Source organism: Granulicella sp. dw_53 (genome assembly GCF_018449545.1).
Classification (GTDB): domain Bacteria; phylum Acidobacteriota; class Terriglobia; order Terriglobales; family Acidobacteriaceae; genus Edaphobacter.
In genome coordinates this window covers 89770-111667 of the sequence record NZ_JAAVUR010000013.1, presented here as the reverse complement: position 1 = coordinate 111667, position 21898 = coordinate 89770, and the positions used below count along the sequence as shown (strand labels likewise).

Here is a 21898-nt window from a genome sequence, read left to right as displayed (position 1 = left end):
GGCTGAGGGATTCGGGCGATAGCATGGGAGGGTGAGAGAGCAATTTTCGAAGCGAACGGGTTGGGATGTGGGGGAGAGTGCGTACGCTGCTGCGGTGCGTGAGGCTCGGGCGGAGGAGCTGCTTGGCGGGCGGAGGTTGGTTGACCTGACGGTTTCGAACCCTACGGTGTGTGGGTTTCGCTATGACGCTGATGTGGTGTTGGGTCCGCTGGGGGATGTTGGGGCTTTGGTCTATGATCCTGATCCGCGGGGGATGTTGGCTGCCCGGGCAGCGGTGGCGGAGTATTACGGTGGGCATGGGGCGAGGGTTGATCCAGATGCGGTGGTGCTGACGACGAGTACGAGCGAGGGGTACGGGTATCTGTTTCGGCTGCTGTGCGATGCGGGGGATGAGGTGCTGGTGGCGCAGCCGAGTTATCCGCTGTTCGACTTTCTGGCCGATCTGGAGGATGTGCGGCTTCGGCCTTATCCATTGTTTTATGACTATGGATGGTGGATCGACTTTGCGGAGCTGGAGCGGAGGGTTGGGCCTCGGACGCGGGCGATCGTGGTGGTGCATCCGAACAATCCTACGGGGCATATGACGCGGGCGGCGGAGCGGATGCGGTTGGAGGAGATCTGTCTGCGGCATGGGCTGGCTTTGATTGTGGATGAGGTTTTTCTGGACTATCCGGTGGAGCTGGAGGAGACGGGGCTCTCGAGTTTTGCGGTCGGGCCGCATCCGGTGCTGACCTTCGTTCTTAGTGGGATGAGCAAGATTGCAGGGCTTCCGCAGATGAAGGTGGGTTGGGTTGCGGCGTTCGGGCCTGAGGAGATTTTGGGCGAGGCGTTGGGGAGGCTGGAGGTGATTGCGGACACCTTCCTGTCGGTGAACGCGCCGATGCAGATGGCGCTTCCGGCGTGGCTCGCTGGGCGCCATGGAATTCAAGGGCAGATTCTGGAGAGGGTGCGGGGGAATCTAGCGGCGGCCGAAGGGGCGGGGTTGGATGTACTTTTGGTCGAGGCGGGGTGGAGTGCTATTTTGCGGCTGCCTCAGCGAGGTCAGGGGGAGTTGGCTCTGGAGTTGTTACGGACGATGGGGGTGGTGGTGCATCCGGGATTGTTTTATGGCATGTCTGAGGGGAGCAGGGTGGTCGTCAGTTTGATCTGCCCGACGGAGGATTTTGGGGAGGGAGTTCTGCTGCTGGGTGAATGGAATGGTTGAACCCAGATAGTTACTAGTTCAACCGATGCTCCTATAGTGTTTCTTGAGATTTAGTTCTCAAGTTATTGATTTATAGATTACTGAGGAAAGGGTTGTCTTCGCGTTCTTCGCCGATCGATGTTGCCGGACCATGTCCCGGGATAACGCGGACTTCGTCGGGAAGGGTGAGGAGACGGTCGTGGACGGATTGTAGAAGCTGGGTGGTGTTGCCTCCGGGGAGGTCGGTGCGGCCTACGGAGCCGGCGAAGAGGGTGTCTCCGGCGATGAGGAGGGCGTGTTCGGGAAGGTAGAGGCAGGAGCTGCCCTGGGTGTGTCCGGGAGTGTGGAGGACGGTGCCGGTGAGGCCGACGATGGAGACGGTCTGGTTGTCGGCGAGGTCGGCGTCGGGTGGGGCGACCTCAGGGGTGGCGATGCCTAGCCAGCCGGCTTGAACGTCCATCATCTTGACCAGGGGAAGATCGAGCTGGTTGTAGAGGATGGGGGCTCCGGTGAGGCGCTTGAGTTGCTGGGCTCCGGCGATGTGGTCGATGTGAGCGTGGGTCACGACAATCTGCTTGAGAGTGAGTTGGTGCCGGGCCAGGGTGGCGACGATGCGGGAGATGTTGTCACCGGGGTCGACTACGATGGCCTCGCGGGAGGTTTCATCGCCGAGGATGGAGCAGTTGCACTGGAGGGGGCCGACTACGAGGACTTCGTGGATCATGGTTTGGGGCTCTCTGGGGATGGGGCGGTTTGGGGCTTGAGGGCGGCGATGCGGTCGTACTCTTCCTCGGTGAGGCTTACAAAGGATCCGTGACGGAGACCGGCGGGGAAGGTGATCTGGTTGGTGGCGTCGGTCCAGGGAGAGGTCAGGTCGGAGGAGAAGAGGGCTCCGTAGTGTTGGGGGGTACGGTAGTGGTCGTAGTAGGCGAGGAAGCCGCCGTGGACTGGAATGATGGCTGCTCCTTCGGACCAGGTCTCGGAGATGGGTGGGCTGATGTGGGTCCAGGGGCCTTCCGGGGTGGGGCCGTCGGCGGTCTCGAGGTACTTTTTTAGCGGGGTTTTGCGTTCGTCTTTGAAGATGAGGACGGATTTTTTGTCGCTGCCGGGCTGGATGAGGCTGGCGTCGATGACGCTGTAGCCGGGATCGAAGAAGATCTTTGCTGGAGTGAAGGAGGTGAACTGGGTGGTAGTCGTGGACCAGATGCGGTGATTGAGACCGCCGTCTCCTGAGTCGTCGCCGGGGAACCGGCCCGGGATGGTGGAGGACCAGAAGATGAGCCAGCGCTTGTGGTCGGGCTCGTAGGAGAGAGCGGGAGCCCAGACGTTGAGGGCGGTGGGTTCGTTGGCCATGACTGGAAGTTGCTGGTGGCGGGTCCAGTGGATGAGGTCTTTGGAGGTGGCGTGTCCTACGACGGTGGGCGTGCGCCAGGACCATGTCCAGACCATGTGGAAGACGCCGTCGGGACCGCGGGCGATGAAGGGATCGCGCATCAGCTCGTTGGGTTCGGTCTGGGGGACGACGGGTTTGCCGCCGTTGGCGAGGATCCAATGATAGCCATCTGGAGAGAGGGCGTAGTAGACCCCGTCCTCGCTGTTGCCTTTGAAGCCGACGAAGAGCCACGGAGTAAGGGCCGCTATGTCTGTCCGTTGGGTCTTCGCCAAGGGTGGGATGGGGGATTGCGCCGAGCCGCAGAGAGGCAGGAGCAGAAGTGCGGCGGCCAAGGGTGCGACTCGGAGGAGCTTCGGCATGAGGTGATTATCGTTACGCATAAAAAATGCGCAAGCCATGGGCTTGCGCATTCGGTATCTGGAGCCGGAAGGCTACTTCTTCGCGGGGGTGGTCTGCGTGGTCTTGGTGCCGGAGAGGACCGAGTGGTCGGAGTTGGCACGGGCCAGCATGATAGTGAGGCTGATGGAGGTCAGCATGAAGCAGATGGCGGAGTAGGTGGTGAGCTTGGTGAGCAGATTGGCTGCTCCGCGAGGTCCGAATGCTGTCTGCGAGCCCTGGCCGCCGAAGGCACCGGCGAGATCGGCCGACTTGCCCTGCTGGAGCAGGACGACGCCAATAAGGAACAACGAGACGACGACGTGGAGGATAACGACTAGATAGACCATCGGGTTGAGCTTGAGACCTCAGTTTTGTACCGGAGAGAAGTCCGGAAGATGTGTGGATTGTGCGGGGAAGGGACTTAAACCCTTCGGGTAGTAGCGCCTCAATCTATTGGTTAGTGTACCACTCGCTCGGAGCGTCCAAGCTGCACCCTCGACGGTAGTGAGATATCTCCGATGATTCTTCGCATGGGTCGGACGTTTCGGCTTGACTTGGATATCGGACCAAAGTAGTCTGCGATCAAGTGAGTGCTGCGGAGTCTTTTGGCGAAGCCCGCAGCGACTCAAGAGATCGATCAGGTTGGCGTGCTTCTTACTGTTGCACGTCCAGTCACAGGGAGCGACAGTATGAGTGAGGCGAAGAAGTGGAAGATCCAACGCTCGTTGGGTCTCGAATTACCAGGATTGGGTAAACCCGGAGCATTAGAGAAGCGCAACTATCCGCCCGGGCAACATGGGAAGAGCCGCAAGCCGAAGATCTCCCAGTTCGGAGCGCAATTGAAAGAGAAGCAAAAGCTGATCTTTCATTACGGCATCCGCGAAGAGCAGCTGCGCCGGTTCGTACGGGATGCGAAGAGCATTCAGCCTTCAAACTGGATTGAGGCTTTGATTGGGCTGCTCGAACGGCGGCTGGATAATCTTGTCTTTCGGCTGGGCTTTGCGCGGAGCATGTCGGCTGCGCGGCAGCTGGTGTCACACGGCCACATCCTGGTGAATGGAAGGCGAGCGACGATCGGCTCGATGGTTCTTCGCCCCGGTGCGGTGGTTCAGCTTACGGAGAAGGCGAGCCAACTGGCGGCGATCGAGGCTGCGCGTAAGGCTCCCCGGCTCCCGATGCCGTCTTTTTTGCAGTATCAAAATCCGGATACGACCGATCGAGGAATTCTGTTGATGATTCCGGACTCGAGTCATATTCCGTTTGAGTTCAATGCGAATCAGGTTGCGGAATACTACGCCAAGCGCGGAGTTTAGATCTGTATCGCTAGCTTTGGACCTTTTGATGGGCACGAGGAATTTTCAAGGAGTATTCATGAAGGATTTCAATATCATTCTTGCCGACCGTCCTGGGCTCGGCCGCGTCCATATGTGCGAGTGCAGGTCGATTCATCTGAAGCTGGGACCGGTTACGGTTACGCTTGCGCCGGAGGCGTTCGCACAGGCTGGGCTCCTGATACGGGATGCATTGGAAGAACTCACCAAGATCGTTGCGGATGAGGAGATCGATTCGGACTCCTTTCACGCGCATGACCCTCGTCACCTACGATTCACTCATTGATATTTAAAATTAATAACGAGGTACATGATGAGGCGGTACCTGCTCTGTGCGGCGATTCTTGTTTGTCTCTTAGCTGGAAGCTGCCTGGGAGCACAAACCAGCACTTCAGGTAAGCCGGAGGTGAAGGCCAGAAGGGTTGGCGTGTTGCTGCTGGCGCATGGCGGCCGCCTCCTCTCCTGGAACGAAGAGGTGCATCATGTCGCCGACCAGGTGGATCTTAAGATTCCAACGGAGATTGCGCTGGGGATGGCGACGAGATCTTCCATCCAGGGAGGTATCGACCGTCTGACGGCTCGGGGGGTGACTGAGATCGTCGCGGTTCCACTGTTTGTGAGCTCTCACAGTTCGGTGATCGATAGCACGGCGTATCTGCTTGGTTTGCGTCCTACCGCGCCTGAGGAGTTAGAGATGTTCGCCTCAATGGATCATGGCGGGGGTATGACGATGGATCATGGTACGACTACCCATGATGGGACTTCGACGGGCGAGGCGTCCAAGCCCATCCGTTCGAGCGTTCCGATTCGGATGACTCCTGCGCTCGATCATCACGCTTTGGTAGCGAGCATCCTGAAAGAAAGGGCTGCCACTATCAGCCAGGACGCCAAGAGAGAGGTGGTCATTCTAGTGGCACATGGCCCTGTTCCGGACGATGAGAATGTGTTGTGGCTGCAGGATATGAAGATCCTGGCGGATAAGATCCAAGGCGAGACGCAATATGCTGGCATCGAGTTTCTGACGTTGCGCGACGATGCTGACGATAAGGTTCGGGACTTGGCTACGAAAGATCTGCGTCATCGGGTGGAGCAGGTGAATCTCTCGCAAAAGACTGCTCTTGTTGTTCCGCTGCTGTTGTCTTATGGAGGAATCGAGGACGGGCTACGCGAGCGGCTACACGGGTTGGAGTACCGGATACCGTCTCAAGGGCTGCTGCCGGATGGCCGTATCGTCGAGTGGGTAATAGCTTCGGCGAAGTAGAAAATGCTGGGGGGCCTATGTGGAGAGAGTGGAGGTCATACTGTCTCCATCGACGACATGGGAGCCTCGATGTCTACCAGTCTTTTTTCTTCGTACATGCGTAGATCGGCGATCTCACAGAGCTTTGTTGCCTCCGTTGCGTCGTGCGGAAAGAGCGCATAGCCCACACTGCAACTGAGGCTGTAACGGCCTCCTGACGCCGCTCCGACGGAGGAGACTGCTACGCGCAGACGTTCGGCGATGAGATCGTAGTTTTTTGACCCGGCTTCATCGTTTGAAATGACGGTGAATTCGTCTCCTCCGCAACGCGCGAGTGTGTCGGAGGCGTGGACGGTTGCGCGCAGCTCCTGCGCGACGAGCTTGAGGGCCAGATCGCCCTCATGGTGGCCGTATACGTCGTTGATCTGCTTGAAGCCGTTCAGGTCGAGGATGAAGACCGCGATTACGCTATTGTGGCGGCGGGAGTGGTCGATGGCTCGGCTGAGGCGGTCGTCGAAGAGTCTGCGGTTCGGCAGACCTGTGAGGGAGTCGTGCAAGGCATCCTGTTCGCGCTGGCGGGTCTGGTCTTCGAGGAGAACCAAGAGCATGCCAATAATCACGAAGAACTTTTGCATATCCCAGATCTGAGAGAAGAAGGGATCGTAGACCTCCACGTTGCGTACCAGAGGGTGCAAGAGAAGGCAGAGAGCCCAGATGGCGAATCCGCATACGATCACGATTCCGCCCATTCCGTCCCGCCTTACGCGGTCGCGGAAGGATGCGGCGACCAGCATATAGATGTAGGCGAGACCGTAATAGACCGTCCATCGAAGGGTGCCGCGATGAGCCATGGCCAACATGGGAAGCCACATTGTGAGATGGATCGCGATGAGCCGCGATTTGTACTTTATGTCTGCTGGAACGCCGACCAGGATATAAGCCATGCCCAACAAAACACTGGTTGCGACTATAACCACGTAGAACGTTGGCGAGGTCTCCTCCAGACCATACGCGGTCGTAATCAGCAATAGGGGCAGGGAGGGAAGCAAAAGGATCGGCAGACGGAGCGTACCCGGCAGAATATCCTGATGCGAGGCGCTACCGAAGGTTACTGCTGCGAGCAGATACGCGCCCAGTGCAATTGCGTGAAGGCCGGAGTGGAAGAACTGGGAGTTTTTGTAAAAGGCGACGGCGACGCTCTCCGTGAAGATGAACGTTAGGCCGAGCAGCCATAGATTGACGCTCTGATCGCGATATTTCGTGCGAGCCCAAGCTAATACACCCATGAGGATTAGCATGCCGACGAGATCGGGAAGCGGGAGGATATTGATCATTCAACGAGCCAGTCGTAGTTCCGATAGAGCTATAGCCAAAGTCAGCTGACCCAGGGTGATTCTATTGATGCGCTGCATCCGGATAAGTTAGATAATACGGGATTCTTCCGAAGGTTTTTGCTCGCGAAGGCCGCGTCGTTTTGAATTGAGTTAGCGATCGACCAAGTTTGCGAAGTTCCGTTATACCATCGCGCATCTTCTTTATCCGAGAATGTCGCTGAGCTTCTTTGTGCGTAGTTTCACTTCCGTACTCGACTGGCTTTGGGGGCCGGTCTATAGCGATTTTTCGGGGCTATTGGGGTATCTTTTCGGCAACTTCTGTGAACGTTTCGACGAAGTGAGCAAAACGGAGCAGATTATAGCCTCTTTTTAAGCTAATTCTGTCCTAATTGGAAGAATGCGAGGGATTGTCCGTGGCGAAAATGAGGTAGAGATCTTATGGCGGTAGCAGCGTAAGATACCGCTTTACCTTGAAGCGGCTATTTGATGGGTAGTTTTCTGCCGTGCGCAGCGACATGCTGGCTGGAGGAGGCATGGTTCATGCCATTTAAGCCGCCTGGTGTTGGTTCCTCAGTTGCCTAGTTGCTGCAGTCCAGTACTGTCTGATGGAAAGGACTTATGAATGGGGCATCTACCTGCAAGAGGATCGTTGCTCACCAACGAGGGTGCGAGCCGCCCCGAGGGACTGCCGATGGGAAGCATAGGTTTATCTACAGAGGCTATGGAAGGGCGTTCCATAGCCTCCGAGCCTAAAGCAGTTCGGACCTTCGAAGAGAGACTGGAAGCCGCGGAGCAGGAAGCACGCGCCATTCATGAACGATGGAAGGCCATTCAAGAGGCTCATTCCTCCAAGCCTACCCTTACGCTCGTGACACAAATGCATGTAAAGCCGGTTGATGGCCTGGCGAGAGCATCGCAGGTTCAATATAACCACGACATCGAATCCGCCGACGAGGAGATCCTTTCGAACCTCGAAGAGGTTCAGCAGTTCAATAGAGCGCTCGAAATAGCGCAAGAAGAGGCACGTTCCATCAATCAAAGATGGGGGTCCTCCGAAGAGGTTTTACTCACTAGCCCCTTCGATACCCAAGACCTGGATTTGGTGACGTCGATTATGGAGGTCGTGCGCGAGCCGCTGCTTATTTTGGATAACGCGTTATGCGTTAAGAAGGCCAACCGAGCGTTTTACCGGACGTTCAGCCACATCGAAGAGGATACGGAGACTCGCTTCATCTACGATCTGGCGCATGGCGCGTGGAATATCCCAGTTCTGAAAGAGCTGCTCGCGAAGGTACTGCTTACTCATCGAGCTTATGAAGAGCTGGAGATCGAGTCGGAGTTTCCCCTGGCTGGGCGCAAGACACTACGTTTAAATGTGCGGCGGCTCAGTGGTGGAGAGATGATCCTCATGTCGATTCGCGATGTGACTCCACGCAGACGTACCGAAGTCGAGTTGCGCCGTGTTCAGGATGAGCTGCGGCAAGGGCAAAAGATGGAGGTCATTGGCCGGTTGGCTGGAGGAGTGGCCCATGACTTCAATAACATTCTGACTGGAATCCTGGGATTCAGCGAAATATTGATGGGTAGCCTGGAGAAGGGAAGCGATTCCTTTCGTCAAGCGATGGAGATCAAGAAGGCAAGTGAACGAGCGGCGGCGTTGACGCAGCAGTTACTGGCGTTCAGTCGCCGCCAGGTACTTCGTCCACAGGTCGTCTGCTTGAATACAGTGATTCTGGAGCTGAAGGAGATGTTATGCAGATTGATTGGCGACAACATCGAATTGAATCATGTGTTCGATGAAGATCTGGGAGCGATGCTTGCCGATCCGGGGCAGCTGGGGCAGATTATTCTCAACCTTGCGCTGAATGCTCGGGACGCGATGCCTGAGGGCGGTACGCTGTCCATTCGAACTGAGAATACCGGCGTGAGTGAAGGCGGGCGGCGTATTCGAGGCCTGGCTGCGGGCAGTTATGTCAGTCTGACAGTGACTGATACTGGAACGGGTATGGATCTCGAGACGCAACAGCATATCTTTGAGCCCTTCTATACAACGAAGCCACAGGGGTCGGGCACTGGTCTTGGATTGGCCACAGTATTTGGCATCGTCGAACAGAGTGGGGGAACAATTCGATTTTTCAGTGAGGTAGATTCCGGAACGACCTTCTGGATCGACTTTCCCCGCGTCGAAGGAACTACCTCCGTTGAAGCGCCGCGGGAGCGCACGGAGATGCTGCGAGGAACTGAGACGGTGCTGGTTGTAGAAGATGATGATCTGGTTCGGGATCTTGTGGTCCTGATATTAGAGAGGCAAGGCTATACGGTTCTGGAGGCGACCCAAGCCAGCCAGGGATTGGCGTTATGTCGACTGTATCCAAATCAGATTGATCTGATGATTACGGATTTGCTGATGCCAGGGGGAATGGACGGGCGGCAGTTGGTGGAACAGGCTAGCAAGATTCGCGGGGGGATGAAGGTCCTTTTGATGTCAGGCTATACGACGGATGCCTTGGTGCTCTATGGGGTGGGGGACGGGGCTGCTCCGTTCCTGCAGAAGCCCTTTACGCAACAACAACTCGCGGGCAAGATACGAGATGTCCTTGATGGCGGGCTCTCGTCTGCTTTGGTGAACTGAAACGATAATGGTGGAGATAAGTCGAGTTTGCTGAGGCTATTCACGGGCCTTGAATGAAGGCGCTATATACTACGAGGTAGAACGCACATGCAAGTAAAGGAGACAAACATGTTTCTGTCCTCTTTTTCCTGCCCTCGTTGTAAGTCCCGGGATGTCCATCGCTCGCACCGCCGGGGTATGGACTGGCTCCTGTCGGGGATGGGTTTCAGGCCTATCAAATGTCTTTCTTGTGACCACAGGTTTTACGTGCGTTATTCAGTGGTCAAAGGATTGGAGCACCCCGAGGCGGAGGTCGAATAATTGCTAGGGGCTGCCCAAGCGATTATTCTGAGAGAGTGAGATTTTTTGTAACTCTTGTCTTTCGTAATATGAACCTAAGAAGACTCAACCAAAGCCCAGTGAACCTTATAGCTAGAGAGTAGAGCCGACTTAGATGGCGCGTCTTCAACGCCACAACACCTGGATTATTGTTTTGCTCGGCGCGTTGTGTGTCGTGACTCCCTTTGCGGTCGACATGTATCTGCCGGCTTTTTCGACTATAGCCGCCGAGTACGGGTCGACTACGCCGGAGATCTCGCTCTCGCTTTCGACTTACTTCGTGGGCTTTGCCCTGGGGCAGATGCTTTATGGTCCGCTGCTGGATCGTTTTGGAAGAAAGCGACCACTCTATTTTGGACTAACGATTTACATCCTATGCTCGGTCGGTTGCGCGACGGCTCACAGTCTAAAGGCGTTTGTCTTACTGCGATTTTTTGAAGCGTTGGGTGGGTGCGTGGCGCAAGTTGGCGCCATCGCGATGGTGCGGGATTTCTTTCCGGTGAAGGAGAGCGCGAAGATCTTCTCGCTTCTTTTCTTGATGATCGGTGTTTCGCCGCTGCTGGCGCCGACGATCGGAAGCCTTCTCATCTCAGGGTTGGGATGGCGGTGGATCTTTGGGCTACTTGCGATCATCGCGTTTGTGATCCTGACGGTGACATTTCTATTCTTGCCGGAAGGGCATGAGCCGGATCATTCGGTCTCGCTTCGTGCGGGACCCATGTTGAGAAGCTTCTGGGGCATTCTGAAGCAGCGGCAGTTTTTGACCTACACGCTCGCGGGCGGGTTCTCTTTTGCTGGACTCTTTGCCTTTGTGGCCGGATCGCCCATCATCTTCATGGATGGTTTTCATATGGGGACAAAGGCCTTCGGGATTGTATTCGCGGTGCTGGTGATGGGCTTCATCGGCGGCAATCAGATGAATGTCTTTTTGTTACGCCGTTTCACAAGCCAACGGACCTTCTTTGTCGCGTTGGTGGTACAGGTTCTTACAGGAATACTTTTCTTTGCTGGACGGCTCAGCCATACGGTGGGACTGGCGGCTACGCTGGTGTTGTTCTTCGTCTTTCTTTCCTGCATCGGCCTGACCTACCCGAACTCGGCTGCATTGGCGCTTGCTCCCTTTTCGAGCAATGCCGGCCGGGCGTCGGCGTTGTTGGGTTGTCTGCAGACGGGCACAGGAGCCTTGATTTCCATGGGCATCGGTATGTTAGGAGCGGGGTCCGTGGTGTCGCTGCTCTCTTCCACGGCTCTGGTTGCGCTGGCAGTCCTTCTGGTGGGGCGAAAGGGCATCAACCAAGTAATGGAAAGCGAAGAGCGGGATACTGTTGTCTTGCATTAGGTTTTCAACCTGCGATTCAGGATGAGAAGCCGCCGTCTGCCTTGAGGAGTTGTCCGTTGATCCATGCTCCTTCGTCGGAGAGGAGAAAAGAGACAAGATTCGCGATGTCCTCAGGAGTTCCGAGTCGACCTGTCGGTTGGCGGGCAAGGCATGCGGTTCGGATGCTTTCGTCCATCCAGCCGGTATCGATCGGTCCCGGATTGATGAGGTTGGACGAGATCTTCAGATCTCCGAACTCACGGGCCGCCGCTAGTACGATTCGATCCAATGCTCCTTTACTTGCTCCATACGGTAAGTTTCCCACGGTGTGATCGCTTGTCAGTGCGACGATTCGACCTCCCGTCGGGGGGATCTGCAGGGCGAACTCGCGAATGAGTTGCCAGCTTGCGCGGGTGTTTACCGCGAAGTGGCGCTCGAAGCTCTCCAAGGTTGTGCCGAGGATGCCTGACTCGACCGATTCGCAATGGGAGAGCACAAGCGCGGAGATAGGGCCGTGTGCGCTTCGCACAGTGCTCATCAGCGAGGATGCGGCGGCGGAATCTTCGAAGTTAGCAGAAGTGGCAGTTACGCGTGCACCGGCTTCGGACAATTCATTCCTAAGAGCTTCTACATCGGAGGTTTGAGATCCCCATGGCATGCGCTCGTCGTAAGCGGACCAGTACGATAGCGCCACATCCCAACCGTTGGATGCGAGCTTCCGCGCGATTCCAGCACCGATTCCGACTGTGCGCCCGACTCCCGTGATGAGAGCAGTTGGCCTATTCATAGACAGATCTTAGATGAGATAGCGCCGGTCTACAGTTGGAACGGCATCTTCGACTTAAGTTGCGCGATTGGTTTACATGTCCTTGAGATCGGGGAGAATTGGGCTCTTCCACTGCTCCCGAAAGGCTTTCTCGGCGGCGGTTGCCGGTGCTCCAGGACTGGTTATCTTGAGTGTCTGCCAGAGACCGTAGAGGGAGCGGGAGTTGTTGGGATGCAGCTTCAGGTCTTCCCGGAAGGCACCATCGGCGGCGGTATAGTTGCCCTGGAGATAGAGTGCGGCACCGTAGGTTTCGCGTGCGGAGATGTACCAACCGGGCGGCTCGTCGTAGTTGAGGAGGTCTTCGGACTCGACTCCCAGCAGGGCGAACTGAGTTGCTGCATCCTTGAGACCTTTGGTGCCGGCGATGCGTTCGAGCATGCGCCAGTGCACGACGTTGAGGATGTCGGTGGCGGTATTGTTGCCCCAACCGAGGCCTACGCCCTGCACGCAACCCTGGGCTAGCTGAAAACGGGCTACGTCGCTGTCTGTCGGCTGGCCGAGTGAGGCGTGACTCATCGCCTGGCCGAAGTACCATATGGCGGAGGCGAGCTTGAGGTGCAGGTGGGAGCAGAAGTTCGGATCGGTTGGTGAAGGCATGTCTGGCTGCGGCGGTGGAAGGTTGGCGAGCATCTGCCACTTGCCGAAGTGGACCATCATCATGACCTTGGTGGTGAGGTAGTGCTCCAGACCAGGTTGAGTACCGATATAGGTGAGGGTGTTGGCTTCGAGTTGGCTGGCAAGTGGAAGGACCTGCTCCCAGAGGCCCTGGTTGTTATAGCCGACATCTAGGAAGAGCATGTCGTGGCTATAGTAGTGGCCGACGAGGAGTTCGTTGCAGGTCGGAGCGAAGGGAGCCGACGCGCAGGCCTTCGCCCAGGGTTGGTCTGCGGTGACAGCTTTCAGGTTGGTTTTGACTACTCCGTCCCAATCGCCGAGCAGAAGGTAGGTGTGTGAGGGCATGTGATTCAGGTGAGGGGTGATGTAGGGCGCTTTATGAAAGAGGAGATCGGCGGAGCGTTTGGACTTGACGGCGTCGGCGACGGGCGCTTCTTCCGAGGCGTGGATCAGGGCGTGATTAAGCCCGATGTGCTCCGGGAAGAGACGGAGACCGAAGTCCAGTGCCGCGATGGCTGCAGTAATCTCTGCGGAAGGGCGGCCCCAGATGGTCCACCAGAGCCAGGGGCGCAGACTCATGAGGCTGAAGGCGTAGAACGTGGATGAGTCAGGATCGGTGGAGCGAAGTTTTTCGTAGACCTCCTTCATTGCGAGTGCATAGTAGACGCTGAGCTGTTGCGGATCGCGGACGGGAGCATCGGCGCCGGGCGTTGGCCGGCTGGCGTAGCGGGAGGTGAGGGCTGTGATGTAAAGTCGGTCTGCTGCAGAGGCAGAGTTGAGCAGGCTATAGGCCTTCGCGCTCTGCTCGACGGCGAGGCGCATGCAGGGGTCGTCGATGGGGATGTTAAGGTCTCCACCTGCAGCGAGGGCAACTCCCCAGTACGCGATGCCGAGATTCGGATCGGCTACTGCAGCCATGTGGAAGGAGCGCATGGAGGACTCAGAGTCAAAGCCGTAGAAGAAGGTCAGGCCCTGGTTGAAGTACTGCTGAGCTTTGGGGTTTGTCGTGTTGACATGGTGAAGAGGTTTCCAGACTCGGCCTGCGGGTAGAGCTGGATAGGAAGGTCGAAGCGGCCGGGAACGCAGTCGGAGGGGCCTCCCACAGCACTGTGATCGTGCATTGCGAGAGAGTGCTGGCCATAGGCAGAGGTAGAGATGGCGAGAGGAAGCAGCAGAAGGAGTGCAGGAGGGAAGCGCTCCACAGGTGGCCTTTCGTTGGAGACTATTCTCGTGTGTTCGTGTGGGAGCGTGTTCCGCACATAGCTCCGGCGCGAGCCTGGAAGCTCGCTGATGGCGTTGCTTCCTTGCCGCACAGCTTGATGCGCCTTGTAGCCCATCATTTTCAAGTCAAACTGGGAGTAGATGACAGCAAGTGGAGCTTTTTGCGACGCATCCGGATCGATGCTGCGGTGTGCGGAAAGCATAACCTATCCTTTGCATCCCTGCGCGCCGCCCTTGTAATTTTTCCAATTTACAACGTGCAAGCTGGGTATCGTAGGAGACAGTTTTGTCTGTGGTTTTTACGTAGTCAACGTTCCCTCTCTGAAGTAAGACGAATGAAATAATGGCTTCAGGAGAAATTCATGAGTGTAGGTAAAGTAACGTTTTTGGGTCTTGGTGCCATGGGATCACGCATGGCCGCCAATCTTATCGCTGCAGATTTTAGGCTTTCTGTGTGGAATCGTTCCGCGGGCGGGAGCCAAGGTATAGCGGCATTAGGCGCACATGTAGCGAACACCCCAAGGGAGGCCGCCGAAGCGGCGGATATTGTTATCTCGATGGTTACGAATGATAAGGCGTCCTCAGAGGTTTGGGGCAATAAGGAGACGGGAGCACTTGGAGGTATGACCGCGGGTGCGATTGCAATCGAGTCCAGCACGGTTACTCCGGAGTGGATTGAGCAATTGGCGAAACTGAGTGGGGAGCGAGGGATTCAGTTGCTGGATGCGCCCGTCTCCGGGTCGCTTCCGCAGGCGGAAAGCCGACAACTTGTCGTGATGGTTGGTGGGGAGAAGGCTGTGTATGACAAGGCAGAGCCGGTTCTCTCCGCGGTTGGTTCACCGCATTATATTGGTGGGAGCGGACATGGCATCATCATGAAGTTGGCCGTCAATGCGCTTCTCGGCGTCCAGATTGGGGCGTTTGCTGAACTACTGGTATTTGTTCAGAAGAATGGGTTGGATGTTCAACGTGTGTTTGATGTACTTGCGACAATGCCAGTTGCGAGTCCTACGGCTGCTGGCGTCGCGAGGCTGATGTTGAATAAAGACTTTGCTCCGAGGTTTACGAACGATCTTATCGCGAAGGACTTTACGTACTTTAGCGATCTAGCCAAGCGCAGCGGAAGCACAGTGCCGGTCTCCGACGCTGCTCGTGAGGTCTTTGAAAAGGCCTTGTCCGCTGGCATGGGCGCGGAGAATGTATCGGCGATCATTCGGATGTACACGCAGCAGTCCTCTTAGTCGGCTTGCGATAAGGTGACGCGGAGGGATGCTCGATAGCGATCTCCGCGATAGCGGGAGAGGGCGAATTCCAAGGGGCTTCCATCGGAGGCCATGAGGGTGCGGCTAATGCAGAGCAGGCTTGCGCGATTCGGAATAGTGAGAAGTTTCGCCTCGTCTGCTGCTGCGAGCATAGCCTCGATGGTCTCATCTGCCCAGCCAAACTCTATACCGTAACGGTCATGCATCGTTTCGTAGAGGGAGCAGGTGGAGAAATCAATCGATTCCAGGCCTTGAAATCGCTTGAGGGGAATGTTGGACTCTTCAATTGCTAGTGGAACTTCGTTGGCTAGACGGAGGCGGCGAAGGTAGAGGATACGGTCGCCGGGAGAGAGCTTGAGCCGTTCGGCAAGTTCGGGGTCGGGGCTCGATACCTTTTGCTGCAATAAGCGCGAGGATGGTGTGATACCTTTTTTGCGGATCTCTTCCGTGAAGCTTTCGAGCATCAGGATGCTCTTACTCAGCTTCGGCTTCATGACAAATGTGCCCCGGCCCCGTTCGCTTACGGCGTAGCCTTTAGCCTTCAGGCCTTGAAGGGCCTGGCGTGCGGTCATGCGGCTGACCAGATAGCGGCGTGAGAGCTCTTCTTCACTTTCCAGCATGTCTCCTTCCTTCAACTCACCCGAGGTGATGCGATTGAGAAGTGTCTGCTGAATCTGGTAATAGAGCGGGACAAAACCCCGTTTATTGAGAGCATCCATAGCAACCGACATAGAAGTGGGTCGTCCTCGCCTAGTGAGTTGGGCTGAAAAGGAGTTAGCAGGGGTCATCATACAGCGACGTGCGGATGTAACTCAGTCAACCCAGATACAAAATATATCTTGCATCAGAGCCATGTGTACATGTATATACATTTTTACAACCATGAAATACTGCTCGATTTGGGCAGGGGGCCTGAGCCGTTCTAAGCAAAGTATTCGCGAACTCGGCATAACCAGACCTACACTGAGCTTGACCTGGTAGAACGATTCGTACTTGTTCACCCCTTCTACTGTCTCCAATTTATGGGGACATGAAATGAGGTTCGACATGCGCGTTCCATCCACTTACTCTGTCCCATTGTGTCTTGTCACGTTTGTGCGCGGAGCGTTAGCCGTACTGCTGCTAACCTACACCGCTGTTGCAGGCGGGCAGGTTACAACGGGAGATATTCTTGGCACTGTGCGAGATGCAAGCGGCGCGACGGTGGCGGGCGCTAAGGTTGTCCTCACACAGGTGGATCGGCAACAGGAACGCACTACGGTTACAAATGCGGCAGGGGAGTACACCTTTACGTTGCTGCAGAATGGAAGTTATAGCGTTGTGGTTGAAGCCCAGGGCTATGGACGCTACGAACTGAAGTCGTTTCTCTTGAACGGCGGAGATCGCAGGCGCGTGGATGTCGCATTGTCGGTGGCCGGCACCCAGCAGCAGGTCGAGGTGAGTGCAGCGCCACCTGCTTTAGATACAGATACTACGGCACTGAGTACGGTTGTCAACCAGCGTGCGGTGGAAGATCTTCCGCTAAATGGCAGGAACTTCGTGCAGTTGGCTCAGTTGGCGGCGGGTTCGAATGAAGGAACGCCTTCGGCGATTTCGAATGGAAACCGACCCGACGATCGCCGGCAGACCTCTTCTGTTGTGGCGAATGCGCAGTCCGATACGCTGAACTACGAGATGGTGGAGGGGGTCGACAACAACGAGGGAACGGTGGGTACTATCGGCGTTCGACCTTCGGTGGAGGCTATTGCGGAGTTTCGTGTGCTGACCAACATCTATCCTGCGGAGGTTGGCAAGACGCCGGGAGCGGTGGTCAACCTCATTACAAAGTCTGGAACCAATTCGTTCCACGGATCGGTGTATGAGTTTCTTCGGAACGACTTTTTCGATGCCCGAAATTTTTACGCTACGCGAGCCATTGTAGGCAAGCAGCCTGAGTTCCGGCAGAACCAGTACGGCGCGAGCCTTGGTGGTCCGGTGTTTCGTCGCAAGACCTTCTTCTTCGCGGACTTTGAAGGATATCGCCGTATCGATGCCACGAATGCGTTGGTGAACAATACGGTTCCGACTGCTTATGAGGTGGCGCACCCTGGTGACTTTTCGGACCGCGGCGGTCCGACCCTGACCACATCTCAGATCAATCCTGTAGGGGCCAAGTACTTCGCGTTGTATCCTGCTCCGAACAATGGCTCATTTTTTACTTCTTCCTATCCTCAGACGCAGAACAGTACTACGGCCGATGGGCGCCTAGACCATAGATTCAATGAGAGCAATACTATATTTGGGCGTTGGACTTATAACAATGTAAATACAGTTACGCCCACGGCCTTGCCTAATGTGGGCGGCGTCGACCCAGGTGGATCAGTATCATTTCCCGGACCCGCTTCGCAGCAGGCCCAGCAGGCGCTTCTGGATTACACGCACATCTTCAGTCCTACCCTGGTTCTGGAGTTGAAGGCCGGATACACATATGTGAGTAATGTGTCCTTGCCGTTGAACTACGGTAAGAATTTTGGCAATGCGTTCGGCATTCAAAACTCGAACGTTGATATCTTCACCTCCGCATTACCTTCAGTTGCAGTTACAGGGTATGCCCCGTTGGGAGATTCAAATTCGCTTCCGTTGTTCGATCGCGACAATATCTTCCAGTACAGCGGAACGTTAACGCAGGTGAAGGGACATCACTCCCTAAAGTATGGAGCGATGTTGATACGACGTCAGATCTTCAACGAGCAGCCTACCTCTGGTGCTGGCTCCTTCAGCTTTACGACGAATCCGGCGTCTACTACTAACTCCGCCATTACCCCGCTGGTGAACCTACTGGAAGGAAATGTATTCCAGGTGTCGCGGGTCGTGCAATTATTTCCTCGATATCTGCGTAGCTTTGAGCCTAGCTTCTTTGTGCAGGATGATTGGCGGGCGGTTCCGAATCTAACCTTCAATATAGGCCTGCGCTACGACATCATCACGCCCGATGTGGACACTGGAAACCACATCTCACACTTCGATCCAGTGTCGGGAACGTTTCGCGTCGCGGGTCAGAATGCCTCAAATACCGCTGATATCAAGACGTATTACAAGTCGATTGCTCCGCGCTTCGGCATCGCATTCAATGTCCTTCCCAGGACGGTATTGCGTGCCGCGTATGGCATCGTATTCTTTCGCGACAACACAGGTCCTTCCGTGCCATTTGCCGATCCGCCGTACGTCGGAACATACTCTCCCAACGTGAATACGACTACGTTCTCTACTCCGCTACCTCTACCTACGCAAGCCTCCACGACGTCACCTGCAGGTGCGTTGCGCGGTATGCAGCTTAGCTATGCGAACTCTTATGTTCAACAGTTCAATGCTAACGTACAGCAGGATATTGGTTTCAATGCAGTTGTAACCGTTGCCTATGTGGGAGAGTTTGGACATGCGCTGCGAACCAGCCCGAACGTAAATCTCGGACCCTTGGGGCTCACAGTAGCGAACGCCTACACTACGTTGCGGCCTTTCTATAAGCAGTTCCCAAACGTAACAGATATCTACAATATCCAGTCGAATGGCTTCTCCAACTACAACTCGCTGCAAACAACTATTGTCAAGCAGGCGGGCCATGGCTTGACGTTGCAAGCGAACTACACTTGGGCCCATGCGCTGGGCGATACGCAGGGCTTCTCGCAGGGTGGTCTGTACACCAGCGCGGACCCTGCCAATACAAAGACTGTAGAGTACGGCAACAGCGAGCTTGACGTTCGCAACCGATTTGCGATGATGTTGAACTATCGGATTGGCTTTGCGGATCAATGGAATGGATGGAAGGCTGTGTGGGCGAAGGGATGGCAGGCGAATGCGATCGATGTCTGGGAGACCGGTCAACCCTTCACAGTCTTGAATTCGAGTCCGCGTACGAATGCGGGTATCGGTTCGGATAGGCCGAATCAACTCCGAGTGCCACACGTTCGCACAAAGACGAATGCGATGTGGTTCGATACTGCTGCCTTTGCGGCGCAGCCCCTGGGACAATTGGGGACCACGGCACGGAACAGTATTTATGGACCCAGCTTCCGGCACTTCGATGTCTCACTGTTCAAGGATTTTGATCTGACAGAACGCGCGAAGCTCCAGTTCCGCACGGAGGCGTTCAATATTTCGAACACTCCGAACTTCGGTCTGCCCGGTTCAACACTGGGGACTTCAACGTTCGGGGTCATCAGTTCGTTACGAACCAATGCGCAACCACGACAGTTGCAGTTGGCTCTGCGGCTCTCCTTTTAGTGTTCTGGAATCTTAGGTAAGGAAGCAAATCGGAAGGAGAAGAGATGAAGCTGCTGATGCTTTCACTGTTTGCTTCGATAATCGCTCTGCCTGCACTGGCAGAGGTCGAGACAGGTATTGATGTATTGGAGTCGGATAATTTCGCGCCATTACGAGAGATGGTCGCAAAACACGGCGGACACCTTCGCCTGGGACTTATGACGGATCAGGCGGGCTTGGATATCAAGCAACGGCGTACGGTGGATGTGTTGCAGAAGGATGCGGTGACCGCAGTGCCTGGCTTGAGTCTCGTGGCGCTTTTCAGCCCGGAGCATGGTATCAGTGGTGTCTTGGACCGGTCGGGGATCAGCGACACGAAGGACGAGGCCAGCGGACTTCCAGTGACTAGCCTCTTTGGAAGCGATGAAGCCTCTAGGCATCCGACAGAAAAGCAACTTGAAGGTGTGGATGCGGTGGTGATCGATCTGCAGGATGTCGGAGTTCGCTACTACACTTTTGAGACTGTGGTTGGCTACTTTGTGGAGGCCGCTGCGGCATATCACAAAGAGGTAATTGTTTTGGATCGTCCCAATCCAATTGCTGGCCTCGATGTACAAGGGCCACTTACGACGGCGGGTAGAGAAAATTACATCAGCTACTATGCTGAGCCAGTACGACAGGGTATGACGATGGGCGAGTTGGCAACTTTCTTCAATGGAGAGAAGCATCTCAATGCCTCGCTGACTGTAATCAAGATGACGGGATGGCATAGAAAAGATTGGTTTGATCAGACGGGATTGCTTTGGATAAACCCGTCGCCGAATCTGCGCAGCTTGACGCAGGCGATTGTGTATCCGGGCATTGGCTTGTTGGAGGGAAGCAATTTGAGCGTAGGACGCGGGACGGACACTCCCTTCGTGCGGCTTGGAGCGACCTGGATTCACGGCGTTGAGCTCGCGGCCTATCTAAATGCGCGAAAGATTCCCGGTCTTAGCTTCATTCCTGTGTTCTTCACTCCGGGGGGCGAGCAGAAGTATCCCTATCATGGCGAGCGGTGCGAGGGCGTTGAGATCTTGGTGAACGACCGAAACATTGTGGATGGTCCGGAACTCGGAATGGAGGTCGCCTCGGCTATTTGGAAGCTTTATCCTTCGAGCTTCCAGATCGATCGGGTCGACCGGTTGCTCTTGAATAAGGATGTGCTGGCACAGATCAAGAACGGTACCGATCCACGGAAGATTGCAAGTGGGTGGCAGGCGGAGCTTGATTCCTTCAAGAAGCGCCGTGCTAAGTATCTGCTCTACAACTAGCGGCCATACATTCCTCAACGAGAGACGGAGCCTTTGTATCTCCGCGGACTAAGGTGCGACAGAAGACCATTCTTTGCGAATGCGTGTAGCGATAAGACCTGCGATCAGGAATCCTGAGGAGGTAAGCATCAGGCCAAATGCCATTCCGCGGCTTTGGGCTATATAGCCTACGAGGAAGGGAGCAGCGGCACTTGCGATTCGGCCGAGGTTGTATGCGAAGCCCATGGCACGTCCTCGAAGCTCGGTTGGGAAGGCTTCGCTGGCGATGACGCTGAATCCGCTGAAGTAGCCCGAGCCCCAGAATCCGACGAGCGGCCCAAGCAGAAGGACCATCATAGGAGTGTGAGCTAACGCATAGAAGGGAACGAGGGTGCCTGCAACCAGAAGAAAAGTGATGTACACCCGCTTCCGGCCGAATCGATCGGCAAGCATCCCGAAGCTGATATAGCCGAGGAAGGTTCCAACCTGCATGAGCACTGTGAAGGATGAGGTATGGAGGATGTCCAGGCCATGACCGCCCTTCGAGACGGGGAGTGAAAGGAACGATGGGACCCAGGAGAATAGGCCCCACCAGGCAAAAAGACTCGCGGCGTTCATCGCTGTGATGACTAGGGTGCGGCGGCCCAGGTCCCCTTGAAATAGACGACGCGCCGAGACCTTTGGTGCGTGGTTCCAGGTGTCTGGTTCTTTCACCTTCCGACGGATCCAGATGGTCACAAGGGCGGGGAGAAGACCGACCAGGAAGACGGCGCGCCATCCGAAGTGAGGCATTACTACTGCGACGACAGCAGCCGCGAGAGCATAGCCGATCGCCCAGGCGCTCTGAACAAGACCAAGCGCTTTGCCGCGATGTTTTGTAGGCCAGGTCTCCGCAACGAGGGCGGCCCCTGCGGCCCATTCGCCTCCCATACCAAGCCCGAGGAGCATACGGCAGAGCGCAAGTTCAGGCACGTTTTGCACGAAGGCACATAGCCCGGTGAAGACGCAATAGATGAGGATGCTGAGGGAGAGCGCCCGCGTGCGTCCGAGGCGATCTGCAACGAAGCCGAAGAAGATACCTCCCGCTGCGGCCGCGATGAGGGTCAGGGACATTACAAGGCCAGCTGTAGCTGAACTCATATGCAGATCCCGCTGGGCTGCTGGAATCACCATCGAGTACAGCATGACGTCCATGCTGTCGAGCATCCATCCAAAGGATGCAGCGAGTAGCGCGTTACGGCGGAAGGGCTCTCGCGCAAGCTCCCAGAAGGACGCCTCTTGCCCAGGTGCGTACGCGTTAGTGAGGGTCCCTGCCATTG

Annotated in this window: 18 protein-coding genes; 9 read left to right on the top strand and 9 right to left on the bottom strand. The window is 55.9% G+C overall.

The window, feature by feature from the left end; translation table 11 throughout:
* Positions 1 to 31 precede the first annotated feature (31 nt).
* Positions 32 to 1204, top strand: a complete 1173-nt coding sequence (locus HB393_RS18825; protein ID WP_213806745.1) for an aminotransferase class I/II-fold pyridoxal phosphate-dependent enzyme — start codon at positions 32 to 34, stop codon at positions 1202 to 1204.
* 70 nt (positions 1205 to 1274) lie between these two features.
* Here the strand turns inward: HB393_RS18825 and HB393_RS18820 are convergent, their stop codons facing one another.
* The 3 genes from HB393_RS18820 to secG form a co-directional block, all read right to left on the bottom strand.
* Positions 1275 to 1907 carry an MBL fold metallo-hydrolase gene (locus HB393_RS18820; RefSeq protein ID WP_213806744.1) on the bottom strand — a complete coding sequence of 211 codons (633 nt, stop codon included), beginning with the start codon at positions 1905 to 1907 and terminating at the stop codon, positions 1275 to 1277.
* Positions 1904 to 2935: a glycoside hydrolase family 43 protein gene (locus HB393_RS18815; RefSeq protein ID WP_213806743.1), complete on the bottom strand. Its 1032-nt coding sequence runs from the start codon at positions 2933 to 2935 to the stop codon at positions 1904 to 1906. Before HB393_RS18815 ends, HB393_RS18820 begins: the two co-directional genes overlap by 4 nt.
* 72 nt (positions 2936 to 3007) lie before the next feature.
* Complete coding sequence (gene secG, locus HB393_RS18810; protein ID WP_213806742.1) at positions 3008 to 3301, bottom strand: preprotein translocase subunit SecG; 294 nt, start codon at positions 3299 to 3301, stop codon at positions 3008 to 3010.
* Positions 3302 to 3559: 258 nt separating this feature from the next.
* Between secG and rpsD the strand changes: the two genes are divergently transcribed.
* From rpsD to HB393_RS18795, 3 genes are read left to right on the top strand one after another with little or no spacing between them, the layout of a single operon-like run.
* Positions 3560 to 4267 carry a 30S ribosomal protein S4 gene (gene rpsD, locus HB393_RS18805; RefSeq protein ID WP_255551345.1) on the top strand — a complete coding sequence of 236 codons (708 nt, stop codon included), beginning with the start codon at positions 3560 to 3562 and terminating at the stop codon, positions 4265 to 4267.
* 58 nt (positions 4268 to 4325) lie between these two features.
* Positions 4326 to 4571 (top strand): hypothetical protein, encoded by a 246-nt coding sequence (locus HB393_RS18800; RefSeq protein ID WP_213806741.1) that lies wholly within the window; start codon positions 4326 to 4328, stop codon positions 4569 to 4571.
* Between the two features lie 24 nt (positions 4572 to 4595).
* A complete protein-coding gene (locus HB393_RS18795; protein ID WP_213806740.1) occupies positions 4596 to 5546 on the top strand; it encodes a CbiX/SirB N-terminal domain-containing protein in 951 nt (316 codons plus the stop codon).
* Positions 5547 to 5581: 35 nt separating this feature from the next.
* Here HB393_RS18795 and HB393_RS18790 read toward each other — a convergent pair whose 3' ends face one another.
* Complete coding sequence (locus HB393_RS18790; RefSeq protein WP_213806739.1) at positions 5582 to 6859, bottom strand: GGDEF domain-containing protein; 1278 nt, start codon at positions 6857 to 6859, stop codon at positions 5582 to 5584.
* Between the two features lie 622 nt (positions 6860 to 7481).
* On the opposite strand from HB393_RS18790, the gene HB393_RS18785 reads away from it, so the two are divergent.
* On the top strand, positions 7482 to 9491 hold the full coding sequence (locus tag HB393_RS18785) for an ATP-binding protein (RefSeq protein WP_213806738.1): 2010 nt from the start codon (positions 7482 to 7484) through the stop codon (positions 9489 to 9491).
* Positions 9492 to 9924: 433 nt separating this feature from the next.
* Entirely contained in the window at positions 9925 to 11148 is a 1224-nt protein-coding gene (locus HB393_RS18780) for a multidrug effflux MFS transporter (protein ID WP_213806737.1), read from the top strand.
* 16 nt (positions 11149 to 11164) lie between these two features.
* Here the strand turns inward: HB393_RS18780 and HB393_RS18775 are convergent, their stop codons facing one another.
* From HB393_RS18775 to HB393_RS18765, 3 genes are all read right to left on the bottom strand, one after another.
* Positions 11165 to 11914 (bottom strand): SDR family oxidoreductase, encoded by a 750-nt coding sequence (locus HB393_RS18775; protein ID WP_213806736.1) that lies wholly within the window; start codon positions 11912 to 11914, stop codon positions 11165 to 11167.
* Between the two features lie 72 nt (positions 11915 to 11986).
* Positions 11987 to 13501 (bottom strand): hypothetical protein, encoded by a 1515-nt coding sequence (locus HB393_RS18770; RefSeq protein ID WP_213806735.1) that lies wholly within the window; start codon positions 13499 to 13501, stop codon positions 11987 to 11989.
* A 32-nt stretch (positions 13502 to 13533) separates the two neighbouring features.
* Positions 13534 to 13992 carry a hypothetical protein gene (locus tag HB393_RS18765; protein ID WP_213806734.1) on the bottom strand — a complete coding sequence of 153 codons (459 nt, stop codon included), beginning with the start codon at positions 13990 to 13992 and terminating at the stop codon, positions 13534 to 13536.
* 159 nt (positions 13993 to 14151) lie between these two features.
* On the opposite strand from HB393_RS18765, the gene HB393_RS18760 reads away from it, so the two are divergent.
* A complete protein-coding gene (locus HB393_RS18760) occupies positions 14152 to 15030 on the top strand; it encodes an NAD(P)-dependent oxidoreductase (protein WP_213806733.1) in 879 nt (292 codons plus the stop codon).
* On the opposite strand, the gene HB393_RS18755 is transcribed toward HB393_RS18760, so the two are convergent.
* A complete protein-coding gene (locus HB393_RS18755) occupies positions 15027 to 15782 on the bottom strand; it encodes a GntR family transcriptional regulator (protein WP_213806732.1) in 756 nt (251 codons plus the stop codon). The two genes, HB393_RS18760 and HB393_RS18755, sit on opposite strands and share 4 nt — an antisense overlap.
* Positions 15783 to 16098: 316 nt before the next feature.
* Between HB393_RS18755 and HB393_RS18750 the strand changes: the two genes are divergently transcribed.
* Positions 16099 to 19311, top strand: a complete 3213-nt coding sequence (locus HB393_RS18750; protein WP_213806731.1) for a TonB-dependent receptor — start codon at positions 16099 to 16101, stop codon at positions 19309 to 19311.
* Between the two features lie 44 nt (positions 19312 to 19355).
* Positions 19356 to 20600, top strand: coding sequence for a DUF1343 domain-containing protein (locus HB393_RS18745; RefSeq protein WP_213806730.1), 1245 nt, complete (start codon positions 19356 to 19358; stop codon positions 20598 to 20600).
* Positions 20601 to 20648: 48 nt separating this feature from the next.
* Here the strand turns inward: HB393_RS18745 and HB393_RS18740 are convergent, their stop codons facing one another.
* Positions 20649 to 21896, bottom strand: a complete 1248-nt coding sequence (locus tag HB393_RS18740) for an MFS transporter (RefSeq protein ID WP_213806729.1) — start codon at positions 21894 to 21896, stop codon at positions 20649 to 20651.
* Between the last annotated feature and the right edge of the window lie 2 nt (positions 21897 to 21898).